This is a genomic window from Pseudomonas sp. lyk4-R2A-10 (assembly GCF_030209075.1).
Taxonomy (GTDB): Bacteria; Pseudomonadota; Gammaproteobacteria; order Pseudomonadales; family Pseudomonadaceae; genus Aquipseudomonas; species Aquipseudomonas glycinae.
This window is the reverse complement of the sequence record NZ_JARVSR010000012.1, coordinates 64,809-86,297: the sequence shown is the minus strand read 5'-3', so window position 1 is coordinate 86,297 and position 21,489 is coordinate 64,809. Positions and strand designations below refer to the sequence as shown.

The 21,489-nt window shown below is 62.5% G+C and carries 21 protein-coding genes; 4 read left to right on the top strand and 17 right to left on the bottom strand.

The window, feature by feature from the left end; all coding sequences use genetic code 11:
- Nucleotides 1-12 precede the first annotated feature (12 nt).
- Together QRN46_RS21360 and QRN46_RS21355 are read left to right on the top strand one after the other, a co-directional pair.
- Nucleotides 13-318 (top strand): PsiF family protein, encoded by a 306-nt coding sequence (locus tag QRN46_RS21360; RefSeq protein WP_011332224.1) that lies wholly within the window; start codon nucleotides 13-15, stop codon nucleotides 316-318.
- Between the two features lie 348 nt (nucleotides 319-666).
- Nucleotides 667-1,680, top strand: coding sequence for an AI-2E family transporter (locus tag QRN46_RS21355; protein ID WP_011332225.1), 1,014 nt, complete (start codon nucleotides 667-669; stop codon nucleotides 1,678-1,680).
- Nucleotides 1,681-1,728: 48 nt separating this feature from the next.
- On the opposite strand, the gene QRN46_RS21350 is transcribed toward QRN46_RS21355, so the two are convergent.
- Nucleotides 1,729-3,003, bottom strand: coding sequence for an Hsp70 family protein (locus tag QRN46_RS21350; protein ID WP_011332226.1), 1,275 nt, complete (start codon nucleotides 3,001-3,003; stop codon nucleotides 1,729-1,731).
- Between the two features lie 293 nt (nucleotides 3,004-3,296).
- On the opposite strand from QRN46_RS21350, the gene QRN46_RS21345 reads away from it, so the two are divergent.
- Nucleotides 3,297-4,247: a DnaJ C-terminal domain-containing protein gene (locus tag QRN46_RS21345; RefSeq protein WP_011332227.1), complete on the top strand. Its 951-nt coding sequence runs from the start codon at nucleotides 3,297-3,299 to the stop codon at nucleotides 4,245-4,247.
- A 23-nt stretch (nucleotides 4,248-4,270) separates the two neighbouring features.
- On the top strand, nucleotides 4,271-4,576 hold the full coding sequence (locus QRN46_RS21340; RefSeq protein WP_201817254.1) for a chaperone modulator CbpM: 306 nt from the start codon (nucleotides 4,271-4,273) through the stop codon (nucleotides 4,574-4,576).
- A 9-nt stretch (nucleotides 4,577-4,585) separates the two neighbouring features.
- Here the strand turns inward: QRN46_RS21340 and QRN46_RS21335 are convergent, their stop codons facing one another.
- From QRN46_RS21335 to QRN46_RS21260, 16 genes are all read right to left on the bottom strand, one after another.
- Nucleotides 4,586-5,713, bottom strand: a complete 1,128-nt coding sequence (locus tag QRN46_RS21335; RefSeq protein WP_011332229.1) for a sensor histidine kinase — start codon at nucleotides 5,711-5,713, stop codon at nucleotides 4,586-4,588.
- 156 nt (nucleotides 5,714-5,869) lie between these two features.
- Nucleotides 5,870-7,570, bottom strand: coding sequence for an urease subunit alpha (ureC, locus tag QRN46_RS21330; protein WP_085685440.1), 1,701 nt, complete (start codon nucleotides 7,568-7,570; stop codon nucleotides 5,870-5,872).
- Nucleotides 7,571-7,740: 170 nt separating this feature from the next.
- A complete protein-coding gene (locus QRN46_RS21325; RefSeq protein ID WP_201817269.1) occupies nucleotides 7,741-8,046 on the bottom strand; it encodes an urease subunit beta in 306 nt (101 codons plus the stop codon).
- The gene (locus QRN46_RS21320; RefSeq protein ID WP_201817272.1) at nucleotides 8,046-8,579 is read right to left on the bottom strand and encodes a GNAT family N-acetyltransferase; all 534 of its coding nucleotides are present in this window, start codon (nucleotides 8,577-8,579) and stop codon (nucleotides 8,046-8,048) included. The genes QRN46_RS21325 and QRN46_RS21320 overlap by 1 nt, the downstream gene beginning before the upstream one ends.
- 5 nt (nucleotides 8,580-8,584) lie before the next feature.
- Entirely contained in the window at nucleotides 8,585-9,118 is a 534-nt protein-coding gene (locus tag QRN46_RS21315; RefSeq protein ID WP_201817274.1) for a GNAT family N-acetyltransferase, read from the bottom strand.
- A gap of 9 nt (nucleotides 9,119-9,127) precedes the next feature.
- Entirely contained in the window at nucleotides 9,128-9,430 is a 303-nt protein-coding gene (gene ureA, locus QRN46_RS21310) for an urease subunit gamma (RefSeq protein WP_011332234.1), read from the bottom strand.
- 226 nt (nucleotides 9,431-9,656) lie between these two features.
- On the bottom strand, nucleotides 9,657-10,496 hold the full coding sequence (locus QRN46_RS21305; RefSeq protein WP_285357070.1) for an urease accessory protein UreD: 840 nt from the start codon (nucleotides 10,494-10,496) through the stop codon (nucleotides 9,657-9,659).
- Nucleotides 10,497-10,526: 30 nt separating this feature from the next.
- Nucleotides 10,527-11,225, bottom strand: a complete 699-nt coding sequence (gene urtE / locus QRN46_RS21300; protein ID WP_011332236.1) for an urea ABC transporter ATP-binding subunit UrtE — start codon at nucleotides 11,223-11,225, stop codon at nucleotides 10,527-10,529.
- Nucleotides 11,226-11,362: 137 nt separating this feature from the next.
- Nucleotides 11,363-12,232 carry an urea ABC transporter ATP-binding protein UrtD gene (gene urtD, locus QRN46_RS21295; protein ID WP_007950599.1) on the bottom strand — a complete coding sequence of 290 codons (870 nt, stop codon included), beginning with the start codon at nucleotides 12,230-12,232 and terminating at the stop codon, nucleotides 11,363-11,365.
- Complete coding sequence (urtC, locus tag QRN46_RS21290; protein ID WP_221615472.1) at nucleotides 12,229-13,308, bottom strand: urea ABC transporter permease subunit UrtC; 1,080 nt, start codon at nucleotides 13,306-13,308, stop codon at nucleotides 12,229-12,231. The genes urtD and urtC overlap by 4 nt, the downstream gene beginning before the upstream one ends.
- Nucleotides 13,308-14,810 (bottom strand): urea ABC transporter permease subunit UrtB, encoded by a 1,503-nt coding sequence (gene urtB / locus QRN46_RS21285; protein ID WP_285357067.1) that lies wholly within the window; start codon nucleotides 14,808-14,810, stop codon nucleotides 13,308-13,310. The genes urtC and urtB overlap by 1 nt, the downstream gene beginning before the upstream one ends.
- A gap of 253 nt (nucleotides 14,811-15,063) precedes the next feature.
- Nucleotides 15,064-16,329, bottom strand: a complete 1,266-nt coding sequence (gene urtA / locus QRN46_RS21280; RefSeq protein WP_011332239.1) for an urea ABC transporter substrate-binding protein — start codon at nucleotides 16,327-16,329, stop codon at nucleotides 15,064-15,066.
- A 205-nt stretch (nucleotides 16,330-16,534) separates the two neighbouring features.
- On the bottom strand, nucleotides 16,535-17,545 hold the full coding sequence (locus tag QRN46_RS21275) for a FecCD family ABC transporter permease (protein WP_129973478.1): 1,011 nt from the start codon (nucleotides 17,543-17,545) through the stop codon (nucleotides 16,535-16,537).
- Nucleotides 17,542-18,489: an ABC transporter substrate-binding protein gene (locus tag QRN46_RS21270; RefSeq protein WP_011332241.1), complete on the bottom strand. Its 948-nt coding sequence runs from the start codon at nucleotides 18,487-18,489 to the stop codon at nucleotides 17,542-17,544. The genes QRN46_RS21275 and QRN46_RS21270 overlap by 4 nt, the downstream gene beginning before the upstream one ends.
- Nucleotides 18,486-19,274 (bottom strand): ABC transporter ATP-binding protein, encoded by a 789-nt coding sequence (locus tag QRN46_RS21265; RefSeq protein ID WP_011332242.1) that lies wholly within the window; start codon nucleotides 19,272-19,274, stop codon nucleotides 18,486-18,488. The genes QRN46_RS21270 and QRN46_RS21265 overlap by 4 nt, the downstream gene beginning before the upstream one ends.
- A 12-nt stretch (nucleotides 19,275-19,286) precedes the next feature.
- Nucleotides 19,287-21,413 (bottom strand): TonB-dependent receptor, encoded by a 2,127-nt coding sequence (locus QRN46_RS21260; protein ID WP_285357060.1) that lies wholly within the window; start codon nucleotides 21,411-21,413, stop codon nucleotides 19,287-19,289.
- Nucleotides 21,414-21,489: the final 76 nt, after the last annotated feature.

The window sequence follows — 21,489 nt, the reverse complement described above, 5'->3', positions numbered from 1 at the left end:
GGAGAAAACTCCATGAAGATGTTGCGTGTCCCTTTGTTGATGATCGGTCTGCTGCTGTGCTCCCAGGGTTTCGCCGCCACGGCGCAACAGAACAAAATGACCACCTGCAACGCCGACGCCACGGCCAAGAGCCTCAAGGGCGACGAGCGCAAAGCCTTCATGAGCACCTGCCTCAAGGCAGCTCCGGCGGCCAACGACGCCAAGGCCCTGACCCCGCAGCAACAGAAAATGAAAACCTGCAACGCCGATGCGGCCACCAAGGCGCTGACGGGTGATGCGCGCAAGACGTTCATGAGTGATTGCCTGAAGAAAAAATAAAGCGGGTTTGAGTGGTGACCGGCAGATGTGTCCGGCTTGGGATCCAGGCCCTCACCCTGACCCTCTCCCAGAGGGAGAGGGGACCGATTCGGGGATGGCTGGTTTTTGCGCCGACCTGAACGTGCGGCGCTGAATCCGGAATCGACCAGGTCTTTCAGGTTACGGGAGTTCTCTAAATCTACTCGGTCAGTTCCCTCTCCCTACGGGCGGTCCGACGTTTCGGGAGGGCTAGGGTGAGGGGTGGTTCTCAAGCCGAGCCCCAAACCTACAAACACCGCATATCCCTAGTGCTCCCCAAGGATCGCTGGCAGACTGCCAATCCTTTTACGCCGTTCGTTTTGAGGCTGTATGCCAACGTTTTCTGAGCGTCATGTTGTGTTCTGGGTCAGTTGCATCATCATTTTCGGCGGTCTGTTGCTGGTGTTGCCATTGCGTTTGCTGCCCAGTCTGCTGGCCGGGTTGCTGGTGTTCGAACTGGTCAACATGCTCACCCCGCAACTGCAGCGGCTGATCGAAGGCCGCCGCGCGCGCTGGCTGGCGGTGGCGCTGCTGGGCACGCTGGTGGTGAGTGTGCTGACGCTGATCTTCGCTGGCGCCATCAGTTTCCTGCTGCATGAGGCGGAAAACCCTGGCGCTTCCCTCGACAAATTCATGGGCGTGGTCGACCGAGCGCGTGGACAGTTGCCGCCGTTCATCGACGCCTACCTGCCGGCCAGCGCTGCCGAATTCCGGGTGGCCATCGGTGAATGGGCGAGCAAGCATTTGTCCGAACTGCAACTGGTGGGCAAGGACGCGGCGCATATGTTCGTGACCTTGCTGATCGGCATGGTGCTGGGCGCGATCATCGCCTTGCAGCGCGTGCCGGACGTCACCAAGCGCAAGCCGCTGGCGGCCGCACTGTTCGATCGTCTGCACCTGCTGGTTCAGGCGTTTCGCAACATTGTGTTCGCGCAGATCAAGATTTCCCTGCTCAACACCTTCTTCACCGGGATCTTCCTGGCGGTGGTCCTGCCGCTGTTCGGGATCAAGCTGCCGCTGACCAAGACCCTGATCGTGCTGACCTTCCTGCTCGGTCTGCTACCGGTGATCGGCAACCTGATGTCGAACACGCTGATCACTATCGTCGGCCTGTCGCTGTCGATCTGGGTAGCGATTGCGGCGTTGGGTTACCTGATCTTTATCCACAAGCTCGAATACTTTCTCAACGCGCGCATCGTCGGCGGGCAGATCAGTGCCAAGTCCTGGGAGTTGCTGCTGGCAATGCTGGTGTTCGAGGCCGCGTTCGGCCTGCCGGGAGTGGTGGCGGGGCCGATTTATTACGCATATTTGAAGAGTGAGCTGAAGCTGGGCGGGATGGTTTAGAAGCCGCAATGATCGTTCCCGCGCGGAGCGTGGGAACGATCAACTGTGTCAGTTTACTGAGCCGTAACGTTTCATGGCCTCAATCGCCAGACCGCTACCAATGCTGCCAAAAATATTCCCTTCCACATGCCGCGCGTTCGGCAGCATCGCCGAGACGCTGTTGCGCAGTGCCGGAATGCCGCTCGAACCACCGGTGAAGAACACCGTATCGACCTGACCCACCGCCACGTTGGCGTCTGCCAGCAACTGGGTGACGCTGCCGCGCACGCGCTCGAGCTGCGACTCGATCGCCGATTCGAACAGCGCCCGGGTCAGTTCCACGCTCAGGCCCGGCTCGATGCGATCCAGCGGCACATGGCGGCTGTCGTTGTGGGTCAGGTGGATCTTGGTTTCTTCCACTTCCATCGCCAGCCAATGGCCGGCGCGCTGTTCGATCAGCTTGAACAGACGGTCGATGCCGCCCGTGTCTTCGATGTCGTAGCGCATGCTGCCCAGGGCCAGGGTCGATTTCTGCGAGTACACCGAGTTGATGGTGTGCCAGGTCGCCAGGTTCATGTGGTGGCTGGTCGGCATGAACGCGCCGCTTTTCATGCGGCTGCCGTAGCCGAACAGCGGCATCAGGCCTTGCAGGCTCAACTGTTTGTCGAAGTCGGTCCCGCCGATGTGCACGCCGCCGGTGGCGAGGATGTCGTCGTGGCGGTTATCCACACCACGACGCTCGGGCGACAGGCGCACCAGCGAGAAGTCCGACGTACCACCGCCGATGTCGACGATCAGCACCAGTTCTTCCTTTTCGATGGTCGACTCGTAGTCGAAGGCCGCGGCAATCGGCTCGTACTGGAACGACACGTCCTTGAAACCGAGTTTGCGCGCCACTTCCACCAGGGTGTCTTCGGCTTCCTGGTCGGCCAGCGGATCGTCGTCGACGAAGAACACCGGACGGCCCAGCACCACTTGCTCGAACTCACGACCAGCGGCGGCTTCAGCGCGGCTCTTGAGCTGGCCGATGAACAGCCCGAGCAGGTCCTTGAACGGCATTGCGGTGCCGAGAACGCTGGTGTCGTGCTTGATCAGCTTGGAACCCAGCAGGCTCTTGAGCGAGCGCATCAGCCGGCCTTCGTAGCCTTCCAGGTACTCGTGCAGCGCCAGACGGCCGTATACCGGACGGCGCTCTTCGATATTGAAAAAGACCACCGATGGCAGGGTGATCTTGTCGTCTTCCAGCGCGATCATCGTTTCCATGCCGGGGCGCAGCCAGCCGACGGTGGAGTTGGACGTGCCGAAGTCGATGCCGCAGGCACGGGCTGGAGAGGCGTCTTTCATGGTCTTTCGGTTCCGGTCAAAAAAACGGCCGCGCAGTGTATGTCAGTGCGCGTCAGATTCGAAGGCCGGTCATCTGCTATTTCACGACTAAGCTTGCTTGAAACTCGGCGGTTTGCCCCAAACTTGCTGGCATGGGCCGGCAGACATACCGGCGGTCGCAAGAACCGCCGTCCACTGCCGATAAACTTCTGCTGCGCCACCCGGTCACAAACTTGAGATCGGTCAACCCGGCACGCGCGAATAGGCGCATGCTGGGATCGGCGCGAAATCGATAACGGATGGTGATTCCTTCGATGGACTTCAAAGACTATTACAAGATACTCGGCGTGGAGCCGACGGCTGACGACAAGGCAATCAAGGCTGCCTATCGCAAGCTGGCGCGCAAATACCACCCCGATGTCAGCAAGGAAAAGGACGCCGAGGCCAAGTTCAAGGACGCCTCGGAAGCCTACGAAGCGCTGAAAAGCGCCGACAAGCGCGCCGAATACGACGAACTGCGTCGTTATGGTCAGCACGGCCAGCCGTTTCAGGGCCCACCGGGGTGGCAGAGCCGTGGCGGCTTTGGCGGCGGCGGTGGCGACACCGGCGACTTCTCGGACTTCTTCAGTTCGATCTTCGGCAATCGCGGCCCCGGTTTCGGTGGCGGCGCTGGCCGGCAATCCCGCAGCGCCGGACGGCGAGGGCAAGACGTGGAACTGGAACTGCCGATCTTTCTGGAAGAGACGCTTTCGAACGAATCGAAAAAGATCAGCTTCCAGGTGCCGCAATACAACGGTTCGGGCCAGCACGTCAGCAACACCAGCAAGAGTCTGAACGTGAAGATCCCGGCGGGCGTGACCGACGGCGAGCGCATCCGCCTCAAGGGTCAGGGCGCACCGGGCATCGGTGGCGGTGCCAATGGCGATCTGTACCTGACCATCCGTTTCGCGCCGCACCCGAAATTCGACGTCGAAGGCGAAAACCTGATCATCACCTTGCCGCTGGCACCGTGGGAGCTGGCGCTGGGCGCCGAAGTCGCCGTGCCGACCCTGACCGGCAAGATCAATCTCAAGGTACCGGCCGGCAGCCAGAACGGCCAGCGCATGCGTGCCAAGGGCCACGGTCTGCAGAACAAGGCGGGCGAACGCGGTTACCTGTTCGTCCAGCTCAAGGCCGTGATGCCGAAAGCCAACGGCGATGACGTCAAGGCGCTGTGGCAGGAACTGGCGAAGAAGGCCGCCTTCAACCCGCGCGAGAACTTCTGATACTGACGACGGAGTAGCCCATCATGAGCAGCCCCCTGATCGTTCAACTGGACATGGCAGAATTCTGTGAGGCGGCCGACCTGTCGGACGTCTACGTGATCGAAATCGTCGAGCACGGCATCCTCGAACCTCAGGGCACGCAGCCCAGGGAATGGCGCTTCACCGACTACGAACTGGCCCTGGCCAAACGCGCCGCCAAGCTGCGGCGCGATCTTGAGCTGGAGTGGGAGGGCGTCGCCCTGGCGCTGGACCTGCTGGAAGAAGTGCAGGAGCTGCGGGCCGAGAACCGGATGCTCAGGCAGCGCCTGGCGCGGCTGGTGGTCGAATAGTTTCTCTGCTTAAACCTGTCGGGGCAGCATCACGCTGAACAGCGTGCCGTTGGCTGCGCTTGAGCTGACTTCGATCGTCCCGCCATGGGCGGTCACCACTTCCTTGACGATGAACAGGCCCAGACCCAGGCTGGTCGACGGCTGGCCGAGTTCTTCGTCGGCGCTGCGTACCAAGGGGTCGAAAATGGTGCCGATGGCCTCTTCGGAAATGGGGGGGCCGTAATTGTGCACGGTCAGAAGCACCTGCCTGGCTTCCCCCTTCAACGTCACGATCACTTCGCGCGGATCAGAGCCATGCTGCAAGGCATTGCCGATCAGGTTCTGCAGCAGTTGATCGATCCGACCAGCGTCCCAGACACCACGGGTGTCACCCTCGGTGTTCAATGTCGGGTCACTGTCCGGATTGCCGGCGCACGCTTCGGCAATGGCTGCTCGCGCCGCGTCGGCCAGATCCATTGGCGCCGGTTCGATCGGCAGGCTTCTGCCCAGGCGGCTGCGTACCAGTTCCAGCAGGTCGCTGACCATGGCCGCCATGTGCCGCGCGCCCTGTTTGATGTTCAGCGCACAAGTCAGCGCATCGCCTTCCAGCGTGGTTTTGCGCATCAGCAACTCGGTGGACATGCTCACCGCTTGCAGGGGCGCGCGCAGGTCATGGCCGAGAATGGCGAGAAAAATGTCCCGTGAGCGGTTGACCTGTTCGGCATAGGCGGCGGTCGATTCGGCCAGGGCTTCGTCGATGGCTTCGTTGAAGCGGATCATGTCCTGGAAGCAGGTGGTGTCCGGTAATTCGATATGCTCGACCCAGCGTCGGATCACCACGGCGCGCAGGTGGCGAAACTCCGAGGTCATCTGTACCAGATCGAAACCGACGGTGTGGCGCAGCTCGCCATGGCTGGCTCCGGCTTCATCCAGGCTCGGGCTTTTCTCCGGGCCTTCGCCCTTGGCCTTGGCGACCTGTTCGTCGCGGCTTTGCGGTTTGCTCATGTCGCGAGCGGCGGCCCGCAGGATGGCGCTGGCGTGATCGCGCAGACCGGCCGAGTCCAGATGGTCGGCGGGCGGGGTAATGGTAGCGGCAAACTTTTCCCATTCATCGACGATTGCGTCGATATTGGCCAGGATGAACTCGGAAAGACGCATGGGCAGTTCCTGAATAAAGGCGACAGCGAATCGAATATTAGTCCCTTTGGCGAGAAATACACGACCCATTGCCCAGTGGTTTTCCAGCATCACGAAAAAGGCCCCGAGACCGTGCGTCAGGCAGGTGCTCGGGGCCTTTTTTGCGTTTGTCGGTTGTCAGAACAGGAAGTAACGCTGCGCCATCGGCAGGGTTTCGGCCGGTTCACACCAGAGCAGCACGCCATCGGCCTTGACCTGATAGGTCTGCGGGTCGACGTCGATGTTCGGCAGATAGTCGTTGTGGATCAGGTCGGTTTTCTGCACGTCGCGGCAACCTTTGACCACCGCGATTTTCTTCTTCAGGCCCAATGCTTCGGGCAATCCCGACGCCTGCGCCGCCTGACTGATGAAGGTCAGGCTGGTGGCGTGCAGCGAGCCGCCGTAACTGGCGAACATCGGGCGGTAGTGCACCGGTTGCGGGGTCGGGATCGACGCGTTGGCGTCGCCCATCAGGCTCGCGGCGATGGCGCCGCCCTTGAGGATCAGCGTCGGTTTCACGCCGAAGAATGCCGGGCGCCACAGCACCAGATCGGCCCACTTGCCGACTTCCACCGAACCCACTTCATGGCTGATGCCGTGGGTGATCGCCGGGTTGATCGTGTACTTGGCGATGTAGCGTTTGGCGCGGAAGTTGTCGTTGCCTTCGCCGTCCTGCGCGAGCGGGCCGCGCTGCTTTTTCATTTTGTCGGCGGTCTGCCAGGTGCGCGTGATGACTTCGCCGACGCGGCCCATGGCCTGGCTGTCGGAGCTGATCATCGAGAACGCGCCGAGGTCGTGGAGGATGTCTTCGGCGGCAATCGTTTCGCGGCGGATGCGGCTTTCGGCGAACGCCACGTCTTCGGCAATGCTCGGGTCGAGGTGGTGGCAGACCATCAGCATGTCGAGGTGTTCGTCGATGGTGTTGCGGGTGAACGGCCGGGTCGGGTTGGTCGAACTCGGCAGTACGTTGGCGAAACCGCAGGCCTTGATGATGTCCGGCGCGTGGCCGCCACCGGCACCTTCGGTGTGATAGGTGTGGATGGTCCGGCCCTTGAACGCGCCGAGGGTGGTTTCGACGAAACCGGACTCGTTGAGGGTGTCGGTATGGATTGCCACTTGCACGTCGTACTGGTCGGCGACGCTCAGGCAGTTGTCGATGCTCGCCGGGGTGGTGCCCCAGTCTTCGTGCAGCTTGAGGCCGATGGCGCCGGCCTTGACCTGTTCGATCAACGGCTCCGGCAGGCTGGCGTTGCCCTTGCCGGTGAGGCCGATGTTCATCGGGAACGCGTCGGCGGCCTGGAGCATCCGCGCCAGGTGCCACGGCCCCGAAGTGCAGGTCGTTGCATTGGTGCCGGTGGCCGGACCGGTGCCACCACCGATCATGGTGGTGACGCCGCTCATCAGCGCCTCTTCGATCTGCTGCGGGCAAATGAAGTGGATGTGGGTGTCGATGCCGCCGGCGGTGAGGATCATGCCTTCGCCGGCGATCACTTCGCTGCTGGCGCCGATGGCGATGGTCACGCCGGGCTGCACGTCCGGATTGCCGGCCTTGCCGATCGCGGCGATGCGTCCGTCCTTGAGGCCGACGTCGGCTTTGACGATGCCCCAGTGGTCGATGATCAGCGCGTTGGTGATGACGGTGTCGACCACTTCGGCCGCCAGCAACTGGCTCTGGCCCTGGCCGTCGCGGATCACTTTGCCGCCGCCGAATTTCACTTCTTCGCCGTAGGTGGTGAAGTCCTGTTCGACCTCGATCCACAGCTCGGTGTCGGCCAGGCGCACCTTGTCGCCGACGGTGGGGCCGAACATGTCGGCGTAGGCTTGTCTGGAAATCTTCATCTGGCGTCCTTCAGGAAAATAGCGGTGAGCCATCGAGCGTCTCCCTGACCCTCCCGAAACGTCGGACCGCCCGGAGGGAGAGGGGACTGATCGCGGTGGGGCAGTTATCGGTGGTTGGCTCCCTCTCCCCTGGGAGAGGGCTGGGGTGAGGGGCTGCGGTACACGCGGACTCAGAGGTCACCCATGACCCGCCCGGCAAACCCGAACACCCGCCGGTGCCCGGCGTAATCCACCAGTTCTACCTCGCGGCTCTGGCCCGGTTCGAAGCGTACTGCGGTGCCCGCCGGAATGTTCAGGCGCATGCCACGGCTGGCGGCGCGGTCGAAGGTCAGGGCGTCGTTGGTTTCGAAGAAGTGATAATGCGAGCCGACCTGGATCGGTCGGTCGCCGCTGTTCGCCACTTTCAGGCTGACGGTACGGCGACCGACGTTGAGTTCGATCTCGCCGGGCTGGATCCGGTATTCGCCGGGAATCATCAGTTCGCTCCTTGCAGGACTTTGTAATAGAGGGCCGTCGGGCGATAGGTGCCGTTCGGGTCGCAGGCGTAGTCGGGGATTTCCCCGGCGCGGGTGTAACCCAGGGCCTTGTAGAAATCTTCGGCGGGGGAGCCGGCCTCGGTGTCGAGGTAAAGCATGCCGCGCTTGTACTGGCGGGCCGTCAGCTCCAGCGCTTCCATCAATTGCTGACCGAGGCCGCGCCGCCGGGCGTGTTCGCGAACCAGCAGTTTCTGCACTTCGGCGCGGTTCAGGCCGTTGGCCTTCTGGCACAGGCCCAGTTGCACGCTGGCCTGCACCTGTTCGTCCTTGACCACCACCCACAGCAAGACGTTGCCCTTGTTCAGGTTGTCCTGCACTTCATCGAAATAGGCGCGAGCCTGGGTGGCATCCAGATCAGCCATGAAGCCGACGCTGGCGCCATAACCCACGGCGTCCAGCAGCAGCTCGATCAGGCCCTGACGATAGTGCGCAAAACTTTCCGCATTGACGCGTCGCAGTTGGGCGGGGTTCATCGGTGTCACTCCTTGTTGGCGGGCGGCGGCTCCGCGCCAGGATTGAGGGTCAGTTGCATGAACGTCAGGTCGAGCCAGCGGCCGAACTTGGTGCCGACCTGGGGCATCTGCCCGGTGGTGATGAAACCGGCGCGCTCGTGCAGGCGGATCGATGCGGCGTTGCCGCTTTCGATGGCGGCGACCATGACGTGCTTGTCGCAGGTTTTCGCGCGTTCGATCAGCGCGGTCATCAGTTGCGGGCCGAGGCCGTTACCGCGCTGGTCGCTGCGCACGTAGACCGAGTGCTCGACGGTGTGGCGGAAACCGTCGAACGGCCGCCAGTCGCCGAACGAAGCGTAGCCGAGGGTGGTGTTGTCGGCGTTGACGATCACCAGGATCGGATAGCCCTGGGCCTGGCGTGCGCTGAACCACGCCTGACGGTTGCCGAGGTCGACGGCGGATTCGTTCCAGATTGCCGTGGTGTTGAGCACCGCGTCGTTGTAGATGTCGCGGATCGCCGGCAGGTCAGCGTGCAGGGCATCGCGGATGGTGTAGGTCATGGCACGGCCTCAGACGATCGGTTGGTGGACGGTGACCAGTTTGGTGCCGTCGGGAAACGTCGCTTCGACCTGGATCTCCGGGATCATTTCCGGGATGCCTTCCATCACCTGCTCGCGGGTCAGCAGGGTGGTGCCGTAGTGCATCAGCTCGGCCACGGTCTGGCCGTCACGGGCGCCTTCGAGCAGCGCCGCCGAGATGTAGGCCATGGCTTCGGGGTAGTTGAGCTTCACGCCACGGGCCAGTCGCCGCTCGGCCACGAGGCCGGCGGTGAAGATCAGCAGCTTGTCTTTTTCGCGTGGGGTCAGGTCCATCGTTTGAAATCCATTTGGGCAGATTTGTGTGGTTCTTGTGGTGAGTGGGGGGGCAGTCAGACCCAGCCCTCACCCTAGCCCTCTCCCGGAGGGAGAGGGGACTGATCTCGGTCGTTTTCAATGGCCAGTTCAGTCAGTTGAATTCTTGTGTCTGAAACATTTCCAGCGGTCACCTCGGTCAGGCTCCCTCTCCCTCCGGGAGAGGGCGGGGGGTGAGGGATGGTTTTCAGGTGCTCCATATTCTTGGCGGCACTGCCTCGCGTCCCATCAATTTCGGCCGCAGCAACCGCCACAATTCAATAAGCCACGCTCGCGCCAGCAACGCCTCACTGGCCAGGCAACGGGCAACCAGAAGACCGGGCAATTGCGTCAAATCCCCGCGCACTTCATGCCCCAGCGAGCGGCAGCGCTCCAGCAGTTCGGCATCGATTTCGCCGGTCACCAGCAACGTCGCAAACACCGGACTGCCATCCAGTCCGATCGGCGAATCAAGCAAACCATCGTTGCCGACAATGCGCTGGCGCTCATGCCACAACAACCGGCCATCACGGCGAATATCCAGATGTGCCTGGAAATGCCCGAGGTCGAAACGCTCGCCACTGGCCGGCCGCCCGAGGGCTACCACGTCCCAGTAGAACAGCCGCGCATCGCCTTCAAGCTCAATCGATGTCGTGAGTTCAGCCTGGGCGGCGCTGTAGACGATGGTTTCCTGGGGCAGCCATTCCAGTGTCGCGCCATCAGCGACATGCAGGTTCAGTGACTGATAAGCGGGCCCCGCCGCGCGATACCACTTGGCCGCGCCGGGGCTGGTGATCTGTGCCCAGGCGCCTTGTGCGACGCGGGCGCTGATGTCGAGCCGGTCACCGCCGGCAATCCCGCCCGGCGGGTGGACAATGATGTGCTGGCAGACCTCGGGCCCTTCGGCGTACAGATGCTTTTGCACCCGCAGCGGACCGAGGTGGCGACGACGGGTAGGGCGCGTGCAATCGCCGAAGCGGGCATAGGCCAGCTCAAGCTCGGCATGCCAGCTCGGGGTAAACAGGGCAGTCGCAACAGGTAAGTTCATGTTTTCTGATTATCGTTAGGACGCTACAGGTTAGATAGTAACCAGTCCGCGTACACCCTCGCTTTCCATATTTTCTCCACGGCCCTGCTGCACGATCTCGCCCCGGGACATCACCAGGTACTGATCGGCCAGTTCGGCGGCGAAATCGTAGAACTGCTCCACCAGCAGAATCGCCATGTCGCCACGGGCCGCGAGCTTCTTGATCACCGCGCCGATTTCCTTGATCACCGACGGCTGGATGCCTTCGGTGGGTTCGTCGAGGATCAGCAGACGCGGACGGCTGGCCAGTGCACGACCGATGGCCAGCTGTTGTTGCTGTCCGCCGGACAGGTCGCCGCCGCGCCGCTGTTTCATTTGCAGCAGCACCGGGAACAGCTCGTAAATGAACGCGGGAACCTCTTTGGCTTCGCTGCCGGGGAAACGCGACAGGCCCATCAGCAGGTTTTCTTCCACGGTCAGTCGGCCGAAGATCTCCCGGCCCTGGGGCACGTAGGCGATTCCGGCGTGCACCCGTTGATGCGGCTTGTACGTGGTGATCGGTTGGCCTTCCCAGTTCACCGCGCCTTCCTTGGCCGGCAACAGGCCCATCAGGCATTTGAGCAGCGTGGTCTTGCCCACGCCGTTACGGCCGAGCAGGCAGGTCACTTCGCCGACCTTCACGTCGAAGCTCAGACCACGCAGGATGTGGCTACCGCCGTAGTACTGGTGCAGCTTGTCGACTTGCAGCATGTTCAAACTCTCCCCGGTGATCGTTCCCACGCTCTGCGTGGGAATGAATCCCGTGACGCTCCGCGTCACATAACGGCGGACGCGGAGCGTCCATGGCGGCATTCCCACGCAGAGCGTGGGAACGATCCGATTCCTCTTCAGCGACCGAGGTAAACCTCGATCACGCGCTCGTTGTCCTGCACCTGTTCCAGCGACCCCTCGGCCAGCACGCTACCCTGATGCAACACCGTGACGTGGTCGGCAATCGAGCCGACGAAGCCCATGTCGTGTTCCACCACCATCAGCGAATGCTTGCCCGCGAGCGACTTGAACAGCTCGGCGGTGAACTCGGTTTCGGCGTCGGTCATGCCCGCCACCGGTTCATCGAGCAGCAGCAATTGCGGGTCCTGCATCAGCAACATGCCGATTTCCAGAAACTGTTTCTGTCCGTGGGACAGCAGCCCGGCCGGGCGATTGACCGAGGTGGTCAGGCGAATCGTGTCGAGCACTTCGCTGATCCGGTCTTTCTGCTCGCCGCTCAACTTCGCCCGCAGGCTGGCCCACACCGACTTGTCGGTTTTCTGCGCCAGCTCCAGGTTCTCGAACACGCTCAGCGCTTCGAACACCGTCGGTTTCTGGAACTTGCGACCGATGCCGGCCTGGGCGATCTGCACTTCGCTCATCTGCGTCAGGTCGAGGGTTTCACCGAACCACGCCTTGCCGTGGCTCGGCCGGGTCTTGCCGGTGATGACGTCCATCAGCGTGGTCTTGCCCGCGCCGTTGGGGCCGATGATGCAGCGCAGTTCGCCGACGCCGATGTACAGGTTCAGATTGTTCAGCGCCCGGAAGCCGTCGAAGCTGACGCTGATGTCTTCCAGGGTCAGGATTGTGCCGTGGCGGGTGTCGAGGCCCGGACCGACGCGTTGCCCGAGGCCGATCGAGTCGCGGCTGGTGCCTTCGTCCTTGTTCGGTTCCACCGGGAAAAACGCCGGTTCCAGCATGAATTCAGCGCTCGCCGTGACTCTCATGATTCACCTCGTTTCTTCAGCAGACCGATCACGCCCTTGGGCAGGTACAACGTCACGACGATGAACAGCGCGCCGAGGAAGAACAGCCAGTATTCGGGGAACGCCACGGTGAACCAGCTCTTCATGCCGTTGACCACGCCGGCGCCGAGCAGCGGGCCGATCAGCGTGCCGCGCCCGCCAAGGGCCACCCACACGGCGGCTTCGATCGAGTTGGTCGGCGACATTTCACTCGGGTTGATGATCCCCACCTGCGGCACATACAACGCACCGGCCAGACCACACAACACCGCGCTCAACACCCAGACGAACAGCTTGAAACCACGTGGGTCGTAGCCGCAGAACATCAGGCGGTTTTCCGCGTCACGCAGCGCGGTCAGCACCCGGCCGAACTTGCTGCGGGCCAGACGCCAGCCGATGAACAGGCTCGCCACCAGCAGCAACACCGTTGCCAGAAACAGCACCGCGCGAGTGCCGGGTTCGGTGATGCCGAATCCGAGGATCGTGCGGAAATTGGTGAAGCCGTTGTTGCCGCCGAAGCCGGTCTCGTTGCGGAAAAACAGCAGCATCCCGGCGAAGGTCAGGGCCTGGGTCATGATCGAGAAATACACGCCCTTGATCCGCGAACGGAAGGCGAAGAAACCGAACACCAGTGCCAGCAACCCCGGGGCCAACACCACCAGGCACATCGCCCAGAGGAAGTTGCCGGTGCCGCTCCAGTACCACGGCAATTCCGTCCAAGACAGAAAGGTCATGAACGCCGGCAAGCCATCACCGGCGGCCTGACGCATCAGGTACATGCCCATCGCATAACCGCCGAGGGCGAAGAACAGACCGTGGCCCAGCGACAAGAGACCGGCGTAACCCCAGACCAGATCCAGCGCCAGGGCAACGATGGCGTAGCAGAGAATCTTGCCGACCAGCGTCAGGGTGTAAGCCGAAACATGCAGCGAGCTGTCCGCCGGCAACAGCGACAGCAGCGGCAGGGCGATCAGCAAGGCGAGCACCACCGCGCCGATGGCGAGGGTGACTTTCGGGCCGGCCTTTTGTGTGGCCGTGACTAGTAGAGGCTGGTTCATCAGTCGATCACCCGTCCTTTCAGTGCGAAGAGGCCTTGCGGACGTTTCTGGATGAACAGAATGATCAGCGCGAGGATCAGGATCTTGCCGAGCACCGCACCGATCTGCGGTTCGAGAATCTTGTTGGCGATGCCCAGGCCGAACGCGGCGAACACACTGCCGGCCAGTTGGCCGACGCCGCCGAGCACCACCACCAGGAACGAGTCGATGATGTAGCTCTGGCCGAGGTCCGGGCCGACGTTGCCGATCTGGCTCAGGGCCACGCCACCGAGCCCGGCGATGCCCGAACCGAGGCCGAAGGCGAGCATGTCGACGCGCCCGGTGGGCACGCCGCAGCAGGCGGCCATGTTGCGGTTCTGGGTGACGGCGCGCACGTTCAGACCGAGGCGGGTCTTGTTCAGCAGCAGCCAGGTCAGCACCACCACAAACAGCGCAAACGCGATGATCACGATGCGGTTGTACGGCAGCACCAGATTCGGCAACACCTGAATCCCGCCGGACAGCCACGCCGGGTTCGCCACTTCAACGTTCTGCGCACCGAACACCAGACGCACCAGTTGAATCAGCATCAGGCTGATGCCCCAGGTGGCGAGCAGGGTTTCCAGTGGGCGGCCGTAGAGGTGACGAATCACCGTGCGCTCCAGGGCCATGCCGATGGCGGCGGTGACGAAGAACGCCACCGGCAGGGCGATCAGCGGATAGAACTCGATGGCTTGCGGGGCGTAGCGCTGGAACATCAACTGCACGACGTAGGTCGAGTAGGCGCCGAGCATCAGCATCTCGCCGTGGGCCATGTTGATCACGCCGAGCAGGCCGAAAGTGATCGCCAGGCCGAGTGCCGCGAGCAGCAGAATCGAACCGAGGGACATGCCGCTGAACGCCTGACCGAGCAGTTCGCCGATCAGCAGTTTGCGCTTGACCTGGGCGAGGCTGGTTTCGGCGGCGGTGCGCACGTTGGTATCGGTTTCGACACCGGGTTCGAGCAGGCCTTCGAGGCGGGTACGGGCCAGCGGGTCGCCGGTTTCACCGAGCAGACGCACGGCCGCGAGGCGTACTGCCGGGTCAGTGTCGACCAGTTGCAGATTGGCCAGCGCCAGGCTCAGGGCGGCGTGGACGCTTTCGTCTTGTTCGCCAGCCAGTTGCCGGTCGAGGAATTTCAGCTGCGCCGGTTTGGCGCCTTTCTGCAATTGCTGCGCGGCGGTCAGACGGGTTTTGGCGTCGGCGGCGAGCAATTGGTGGCTGGCCAGCGCGGTGTCGATCAGACCCCGCAGGCGGTTGTTCAGGCGCAGGGTCTTGGGTTGGCCGTCGACGGTCAGTTCGCCTTGTTGCAGGGCGTTGATCAGTTCGACACGCGCCGGATCGGGCTGCGCGGCCCAGGCTTCCAGCAGTTTGGCCTGTTGCGTGGGGTTGGCGGCGACGAAGTCTTCGGCGTCGCTGGCGTGGGTCATCATGGGCAGCAGGAGCAAGATGGCCAGGATAACGCGGTAAAAGGCAGTGGGCATGGGTGGTGCTTCCTGTGTTGCGGTGGCCGATGGAGCGGTGTCCGACTGCGAAATCCAGCCCTCACCCTAGCCCTCTCCCGGAGGGAGAGGGGACTGACCGAGTTGTCTGTTCATCAAGCATCGACCTGAAAAAACAGAGTCGAACTCAGGCTTTGAAAACGATGGAGATCTGCTCCCTTTCCCCCTCTCCCTGAGGGAGAGGGCTGGGGTGAGGGGGGAAGGTCTCAAGTCCGCCTCAAGGTCTGAATCCGCCTCAGTTGCTCTTCACCGCATACTCCGGCTTCTTGTCATTACCCGGAATGAACGGACTCCACGGTTGCGCCCGAATCGGCCCCTCGGTCTGCCACACCACGTTGAACTGACCGTCGCTCTGGATCTCGCCGATCATCACCGGTTTGTGCAGGTGGTGATTGGTCTTGTCCATGGTCAGGGTGTAACCGGACGGCGCGGCGAAGGTCTGGCCGCCGAGGGCTTCGCGGACCTTGTCGACGTCGGTGGATTTGGCTTTCTCCGCCGCCTGCGCCCACATGTGAATGCCGACGTAAGTGGCCTCCATCGGGTCGTTGGTCACGGCCTTGTCGGCGCCCGGCAGGTTGTGTTTCTTCGCGTAGGCTTTCCAGTCATCGACGAACTTCTTGTTCACCGGGTTCTCCACCGACTCGAAGTAGTTCCATGCCGCGAGGTTGCCCACCAGCGGCTTGGTGTCGATGCCGCGCAGTTCTTCTTCGCCCACCGAGAACGCCACCACCGGTACGTCGGTGGCTTTCAGGCCCTGGTTGGCCAGCTCTTTGTAGAACGGCACGTTGGAGTCGCCGTTGACGGTGGAGATCACCGCGGTCTTGCCGCCGGCCGAGAATTTTTTGATGTTGGCGACGATGGTTTGATAGTCGCTGTGGCCGAACGGGGTGTAGACCTCTTCGATGTCTTTGTCCGCGACGCCTTTGGAATGCAGGAACGAACGCAGAATCTTGTTGGTGGTGCGCGGGTAGACGTAGTCGGTGCCGAGCAGGAAGTAGCGCTTGGCGCTGCCGCCTTCTTCGCTCATCAGGTACTCAACCGCAGGGATCGCTTGCTGGTTCGGCGCGGCGCCGGTGTAGAACACGTTCGGCGACATCTCTTCGCCTTCGTATTGCACCGGGTAGAACAGCAGGCCGTTGAGTTCTTCGAACACCGGCAGCACCGATTTGCGCGATACCGAGGTCCAGCAGCCGAACACCACCGCGACCTTGTCCTGAGTCAGCAACTGGCGGCCCTTTTCCGCGAACAGCGGCCAGTTCGACGCCGGGTCGACCACCACCGGTTCCAGCATCTTGCCGTTCACCCCGCCCTTGGCGTTGATCTCGTCGATGGTCATCAACGCCATGTCCTTGAGCGACGTTTCGGAGATCGCCATGGTGCCGGACAACGAATGCAGAATCCCGACCTTGATGGTCTCGGCGGCCTGTACGGTCCAGGTCATGCCCATCGCGGCAATGGATGCCGTGAGTGTGAAAGCCTTGATCAAACTGCGACGCTTCATTGTGCGATCTCCATGAACGTTAAAGTTTTTTATGGTTGGCAGATGCGAACGACTGAAGGCTGTTTTGCAAGGGCTGTGCCCGGTCGGGTTTGAGCAGGGAAATGTCGGTTTAGAGCGGTCGCGCGCGGAGGCGGCGCACCATGAGGGGACGTGTTGCATGCAAAGGTGCAACGGGGTGCGCCAGGTTGGGGCGCACCCGGAGGATTCAGCGGCGGCGCATCAGGCCGATGAAGAACAGGCCGCCAAGGGCTGCGGTAGCGACGCCGATGGGCAGGTCTTCGGGGGCGATCAGCGTCCGCGCCGCGACGTCGACCCAGACGAGGAAAACGCTGCCGAGCAACACGCACACCGGCAGCAGACGCCGATGCTCGGCACCGATCAGGCGCCGGGCAATGTGCGGCACCATCAGCCCGACAAAGCCGATGGAGCCGCTGATCGACACCAGCACTCCGGTCATCAACGAAGCAATCACGAACACCCGCAGACGCACCGCCCGGGCATTCAGGCCAAGGGTGACGGCGGTCTGTTCGCCGGCCATCAAGGCGTTCAGCGGACGGGCCATGCCGATCAGCAGAATCAATCCGAGCAGGACGCTCAACGCCGGCACCGCCAACAATTCCCAGCGGGCCAGTCCGAGGCCACCGAGCATCCAGAACATCACCGCCGAACTGGCCCGGTGATCGCCCATGAACAGCAGCAGATTGGCGATCGCCATCATTACGAACGACACCGCCACGCCACACAGCAGCAGACGATCACTGTCCAGCCGGCCCTGACGGTTGGCGATGCCCAGCACCAGAAACATGCTCAACAACGCGCCGATGAACGCGGCAATCGGCAAGGTCAGCAGGCCGACGATTTCACCGACGTGCAGTACCACGATCACCGCGCCGAGGGTTGCGCCGGAAGTGACGCCGAGCAGGTGCGGATCGGCCAGCGGATTACGCGTGACTGCTTGCAGCACCGCGCCGATCAACGCCAGCCCGGCGCCCACCAATGCACCGAGCAGCATGCGCGGCACACGGATCAGCCAGACGATGTGTTCCTGGCCGGCGCTCCAGTCCGGCACGCCGAGGCCGAACAGTTTGTGCAGCAGAATCCGCCACACAACGTCCACCGGCACCCGCGCCGGGCCGAAGCCCAGCGACACCACGCACGACACCAGCAGCACGGCACCGAGGGCGATCAGCAGCAGCGCATAGCGACGATCGATCATTCGCCGTGGAAACCTTTGGCCAGGGTTTCAACCGCCAGCACGTTGTCGATCCCCGGCGTGGCCTGCACGTAAGGGATGACGATGAAGCGCTGGTTCTTGATCGCGTCCACCGATTGCAGCGCCTTGTTCTTCAGCAGGAATTCAATCTTCTGCTCGGCGGTGATTTCGCTGTAGTCGACGATCACGATCACCTGCGGATTGCGCTCGACCACGGTTTCCCAATTGACCCGGGTCCAGCTCGCTTCGACGTCATCGAGAACGTTGCGCCCGCCGGCGGCGTCGATCAGCGCTTGCGGCATGCCGAGGCGGCCGGAGGTCATGGCGCGGTCTTCGCCGCTGTCGTACAGGAATACCCGTGGTTTTTCGGCAGGCAGGTCTTTGCGAATTTCCGCGACCTGACTTTGCATGTCTGCGATCAATGCGTTGGCACGGTCCTGCACGTCGAAAATCTTTCCGAGGTTGCGCAGGTCGTTGTAAGTGTCGTCCAGCGTGGCGGCCGGGCGTTTCATCACGAAGGCGCAGGACTCGGTCAGCTCATAGACGTTGATGCCCAGCGGTTGCAGGGTCTGCGGGGTGAGATCGCCACCGACGCGCATGCCGTAATCCCAGCCGGCGAAGAAGAAATCGACGTTGGCGTTGAGCAGGGTTTCTACCGACGGGTACTTGGCCGCCAGTTCCGGCAAACCGTCGAGCAGCGACTGCATTTCAGGCGTCACCGATTTCCAGCCACTGACGCCGCTGTAGCCGGCCATCTTCGATTTGAGGCCGAGGACGAGCATCATCTGGGTCATGTTGATGTCGTGACTGACCGCGTGTTTCGGCGCTTGCTTGAAGGTCACTTCGCGATTGCAGCTGTGGATCGTCAGCGGGTACTTCGTGGCCTCGGCAAAGGCTTGGGTGGTGCCCAGCAACAGGGCGAGGCAAAGCAGGGAGCGCACAGTCATGGTCGGGTTATCCAGGTGATTCGCGGGTAGCCGTGGAGGGGGTGGGAATCGATCAATGCTTCGACGCCGAACACGTCGCGCAGCAGTTCTACGGTGAGCACTTCCTGCGGCGTGCCGCTGGCGACGATCCGGCCGTGGTTGATCACATACAAACGGTCGCAGAACGCGGCAGCCAGGTTCAGGTCGTGGATGCTCGCCAACGTGCCGATCTGCAAGCGCTTGACCAGTTGCAGCAGCTCCAGCTGATAGCGCGGGTCGAGGTGGTTGGTCGGCTCGTCGAGGATCAGCAGTTGCGGTTGCTGGGTCAGGGCGCGGGCGAGGATCACTCGCTGTTTTTCTCCACCGGACAGCGTGGCGAACGCGTGGTCTTCGAAGCCGTCGAGGCCCACGGATTTGAGGGCCTGGGTAGCGAGATTGCGGTCTTCCAGCGTGTCGCCATCGAACAGGCCTTTGTGCGGCGTGCGGCCCATGGCGACCACTTCTTCGACGGTCAGGCCGAAGGCGTCGGGGAACTCCTGCAGCACCACAGCGATGCGTTGCGCGCACCAGCGCGAGGATTGTTTCCACACGTTGTGGTGATCGAGCCTGACCTCACCGTGTTCCGGCTGACTGAAGCGATAGGCGCAGCGCAACAGGCTGGTCTTGCCGCTGCCGTTGGGCCCGATCAGCCCGACGAACTCACCGGCGGCCACTTGCAACGAGGCGTCACGCAGCTGGAACTGGTGATGGCAATGGCCGTGGCCCAGAGGTGTCCAGGCGAGATCGGTGAGGGACAGTGAGCTCATTTCGTTCCTGTTCTAGAAGGTGTAGTCAGCGGTGACAAAGAACGAACGAGGCTCACCCAGAATCCACTGCTGGCCCTCATTGTATTGGCTTTGCGCGTACGTCCGGTCAAACAGATTGTTCACCTGCAAGCCCAGCGTGGTGTTGCGCAGGGCTTTCCACGACAGCGTTGCATCGACCACGGTGTAGCTCGGCAGCTCGTTGCGGTTGGCCATGTCGGCGTAGCGCGCATCGACATAACGCACGCCGGCACCGGCTTTCAGGTCATCGGTCAGCGCCTTGCTCAGCCACAGATTGGCAGTGCGGCGTGGCACGTCCACCGGGCGATTGCCGTTGCGCGACACGGGCACGCCACCGACCACTTCTTCGAAATCGTCGTACTTGGCCTTCACGATTGCAGCGTTGGCTTGCAGTTGCCAGGCGTTCTGCAGTTGCAGGTCGAGGCTGGCCTCCACACCGTTCGACGATTGCTGGCCGACCTGCTGCTTGAGCGTCGGGTTGCCCGGGTCGTCAGTCAGCAGCTTCTTCTTCACGATGCGATACGCCGCCAGGGTGAACTCACCACGCTGATCCCAGAACAACTGCTTCAGGCCGATCTCGGTTTGCCGCGCGGTCGACAGGTCATATTGCTGCTGGCTCGGGCTCAGGGAAATCAAACCGCCGATGCCATCGGTGCTGGTGGCGACCTGGCCGTAGAACGAGGTGTCCTGGGTCAGCGCGAACACCAGACCGGCCTTCCAGTTGTTGCCGGTCAGGGTCTTGTCGCTCTGGCTGCCGTCGACCAGGTTGTTGCGATCCACGTGTACGTAGTCGCGGCGCACACCGGTCACCAGCGACCAGCGTTCGCTCAGTTGCGTGCGGTTTTCGGCGAACACCGACATCTGTTTGGTGGTGCTGTCGAACTGATCGCGATACGGATCGGCGCTCTCGAAATAGCCGGTCTGCGGGTGATAGCGATCCAGCGGCTGGCCGTTCGGCAATACGTCGTTGAACGGCGAGTTGCTGTCGAGCTGGAAGCGGATGCGGTTGTAATCAACGCCGGTCACGGTCTGGCTGTCGAGGCCGAACAGCGAGTGCTTGAAGGTGAAGGTCTGGCGGTCGCCGACCTGTTCCTGTTGGTGGCCGATACCGAAGTAGCCGCTGCGGCTGAGCTGCTGACTTTCAACGTCGAAGTTGTAGTTCTCGGCGTTCTGCCAGCGGCGCTGGGCCTTGAGGTAGTACAGCTCGTTGTTGGCGCTGACTGCATCGTTGATCTGCCAGTCGCTGGTCAGGCGCGTCCATTGATCGTTGTAGTGCTGTTTGTCGTCGCGCACGTTGTAGTTCTTGTTGCGCAGGCTGTCCTTCAACTGGCCGTTGATCAGTGGCGTACCGAAGTAGTTCTGCGGGCGCTGATCGCCGTAATCGTGAGCGAGGGTGAAACTCAGATCGTCGGTGGCCTGCCAGCGCAGGGCGGCGCTGATGAAGTCGCTGGACGAATCACCGCGATCGACCCAGCCGTTGCTGCGCAGGCGATTGAGGTTGAGGCGATAGCTCAGGGTGTCGGTCAGCGAGCCGCCGCTGTCGAACGCCTGCTGCTGGCGGTCGAACGAGCCGTAACCGACGCGCACGTGGTTTTCGATTTCGCCTTCGAACGGCTTTTTCGGGATCACGTTGACCACCGCGCCGGTCGCGCCTTCGCCGTACAGCACCGAGGCCGGGCCGCGCAGGACATCGACGCGTTCTACCGACCAGGTGTCGACCGGGAACGTCACGGTGCCCATGCCGGTGTACAGGCGGTTGCCGTCATACAACTGCATCACCGAGCTCTGCCCGGTAAAACCCCGGGCCTGCAACGAGGTGCCGCCATCGCCCGGCGTGCCGGTGCTGCTGATGCCGGTGCTGCGCGACACCGCGTCCTGCACGCTGCGGTCGCCACGGGCGCGGACTTGTTCGCCGCTCAGGCTTTCGACACTGGCCGGGGTTTCCATGGCGCTGAGGTTCAGACGCGAGCCGGCGCTGGTTGGCGTGCTCAGGCTGACGGTCTGGTCGTCATTGGCCAGGGCGGTGATGGTGCCGGTGGGCAGCGTCAGCGGGGCGTTGTCGGCGTGGGCGCTGTGGTTCAGGGCGAACAGACAGAGGCTGGACAAGAGGTACTTGTTCATCGGGACGGTGAATCACTTCTTCAAAAGAAAAGCCCGCAGCCTCATGACAGTGCATGGCTGCGGGCAGAGCAGCAAA

Bases quoted from the DNA above. Each gene is read 5' to 3' on its own strand.
- QRN46_RS21360 (WP_011332224.1), top strand. From the start codon at position 13: ATGAAGATGTTGCGTGTCCCTTTGTTGATGATCGGTCTGCTGCTGTGC.
- QRN46_RS21355 (WP_011332225.1), top strand. From the start codon at position 667: ATGCCAACGTTTTCTGAGCGTCATGTTGTGTTCTGGGTCAGTTGCATC.
- QRN46_RS21350 (WP_011332226.1), bottom strand. From the start codon at position 3,003: ATGAAAGACGCCTCTCCAGCCCGTGCCTGCGGCATCGACTTCGGCACG.
- QRN46_RS21345 (WP_011332227.1), top strand. From the start codon at position 3,297: ATGGACTTCAAAGACTATTACAAGATACTCGGCGTGGAGCCGACGGCT.
- QRN46_RS21340 (WP_201817254.1), top strand. From the start codon at position 4,271: ATGAGCAGCCCCCTGATCGTTCAACTGGACATGGCAGAATTCTGTGAG.
- QRN46_RS21335 (WP_011332229.1), bottom strand. From the start codon at position 5,713: ATGCGTCTTTCCGAGTTCATCCTGGCCAATATCGACGCAATCGTCGAT.
- ureC (WP_085685440.1), bottom strand. From the start codon at position 7,570: ATGAAGATTTCCAGACAAGCCTACGCCGACATGTTCGGCCCCACCGTC.
- QRN46_RS21325 (WP_201817269.1), bottom strand. From the start codon at position 8,046: ATGATTCCCGGCGAATACCGGATCCAGCCCGGCGAGATCGAACTCAAC.
- QRN46_RS21320 (WP_201817272.1), bottom strand. From the start codon at position 8,579: ATGAACCCCGCCCAACTGCGACGCGTCAATGCGGAAAGTTTTGCGCAC.
- QRN46_RS21315 (WP_201817274.1), bottom strand. From the start codon at position 9,118: ATGACCTACACCATCCGCGATGCCCTGCACGCTGACCTGCCGGCGATC.
- ureA (WP_011332234.1), bottom strand. From the start codon at position 9,430: ATGGACCTGACCCCACGCGAAAAAGACAAGCTGCTGATCTTCACCGCC.
- QRN46_RS21305 (WP_285357070.1), bottom strand. From the start codon at position 10,496: ATGAACTTACCTGTTGCGACTGCCCTGTTTACCCCGAGCTGGCATGCC.
- urtE (WP_011332236.1), bottom strand. From the start codon at position 11,225: ATGCTGCAAGTCGACAAGCTGCACCAGTACTACGGCGGTAGCCACATC.
- urtD (WP_007950599.1), bottom strand. From the start codon at position 12,232: ATGAGAGTCACGGCGAGCGCTGAATTCATGCTGGAACCGGCGTTTTTC.
- urtC (WP_221615472.1), bottom strand. From the start codon at position 13,308: ATGAACCAGCCTCTACTAGTCACGGCCACACAAAAGGCCGGCCCGAAA.
- urtB (WP_285357067.1), bottom strand. From the start codon at position 14,810: ATGCCCACTGCCTTTTACCGCGTTATCCTGGCCATCTTGCTCCTGCTG.
- urtA (WP_011332239.1), bottom strand. From the start codon at position 16,329: ATGAAGCGTCGCAGTTTGATCAAGGCTTTCACACTCACGGCATCCATT.
- QRN46_RS21275 (WP_129973478.1), bottom strand. From the start codon at position 17,545: ATGATCGATCGTCGCTATGCGCTGCTGCTGATCGCCCTCGGTGCCGTG.
- QRN46_RS21270 (WP_011332241.1), bottom strand. From the start codon at position 18,489: ATGACTGTGCGCTCCCTGCTTTGCCTCGCCCTGTTGCTGGGCACCACC.
- QRN46_RS21265 (WP_011332242.1), bottom strand. From the start codon at position 19,274: ATGAGCTCACTGTCCCTCACCGATCTCGCCTGGACACCTCTGGGCCAC.
- QRN46_RS21260 (WP_285357060.1), bottom strand. From the start codon at position 21,413: ATGAACAAGTACCTCTTGTCCAGCCTCTGTCTGTTCGCCCTGAACCAC.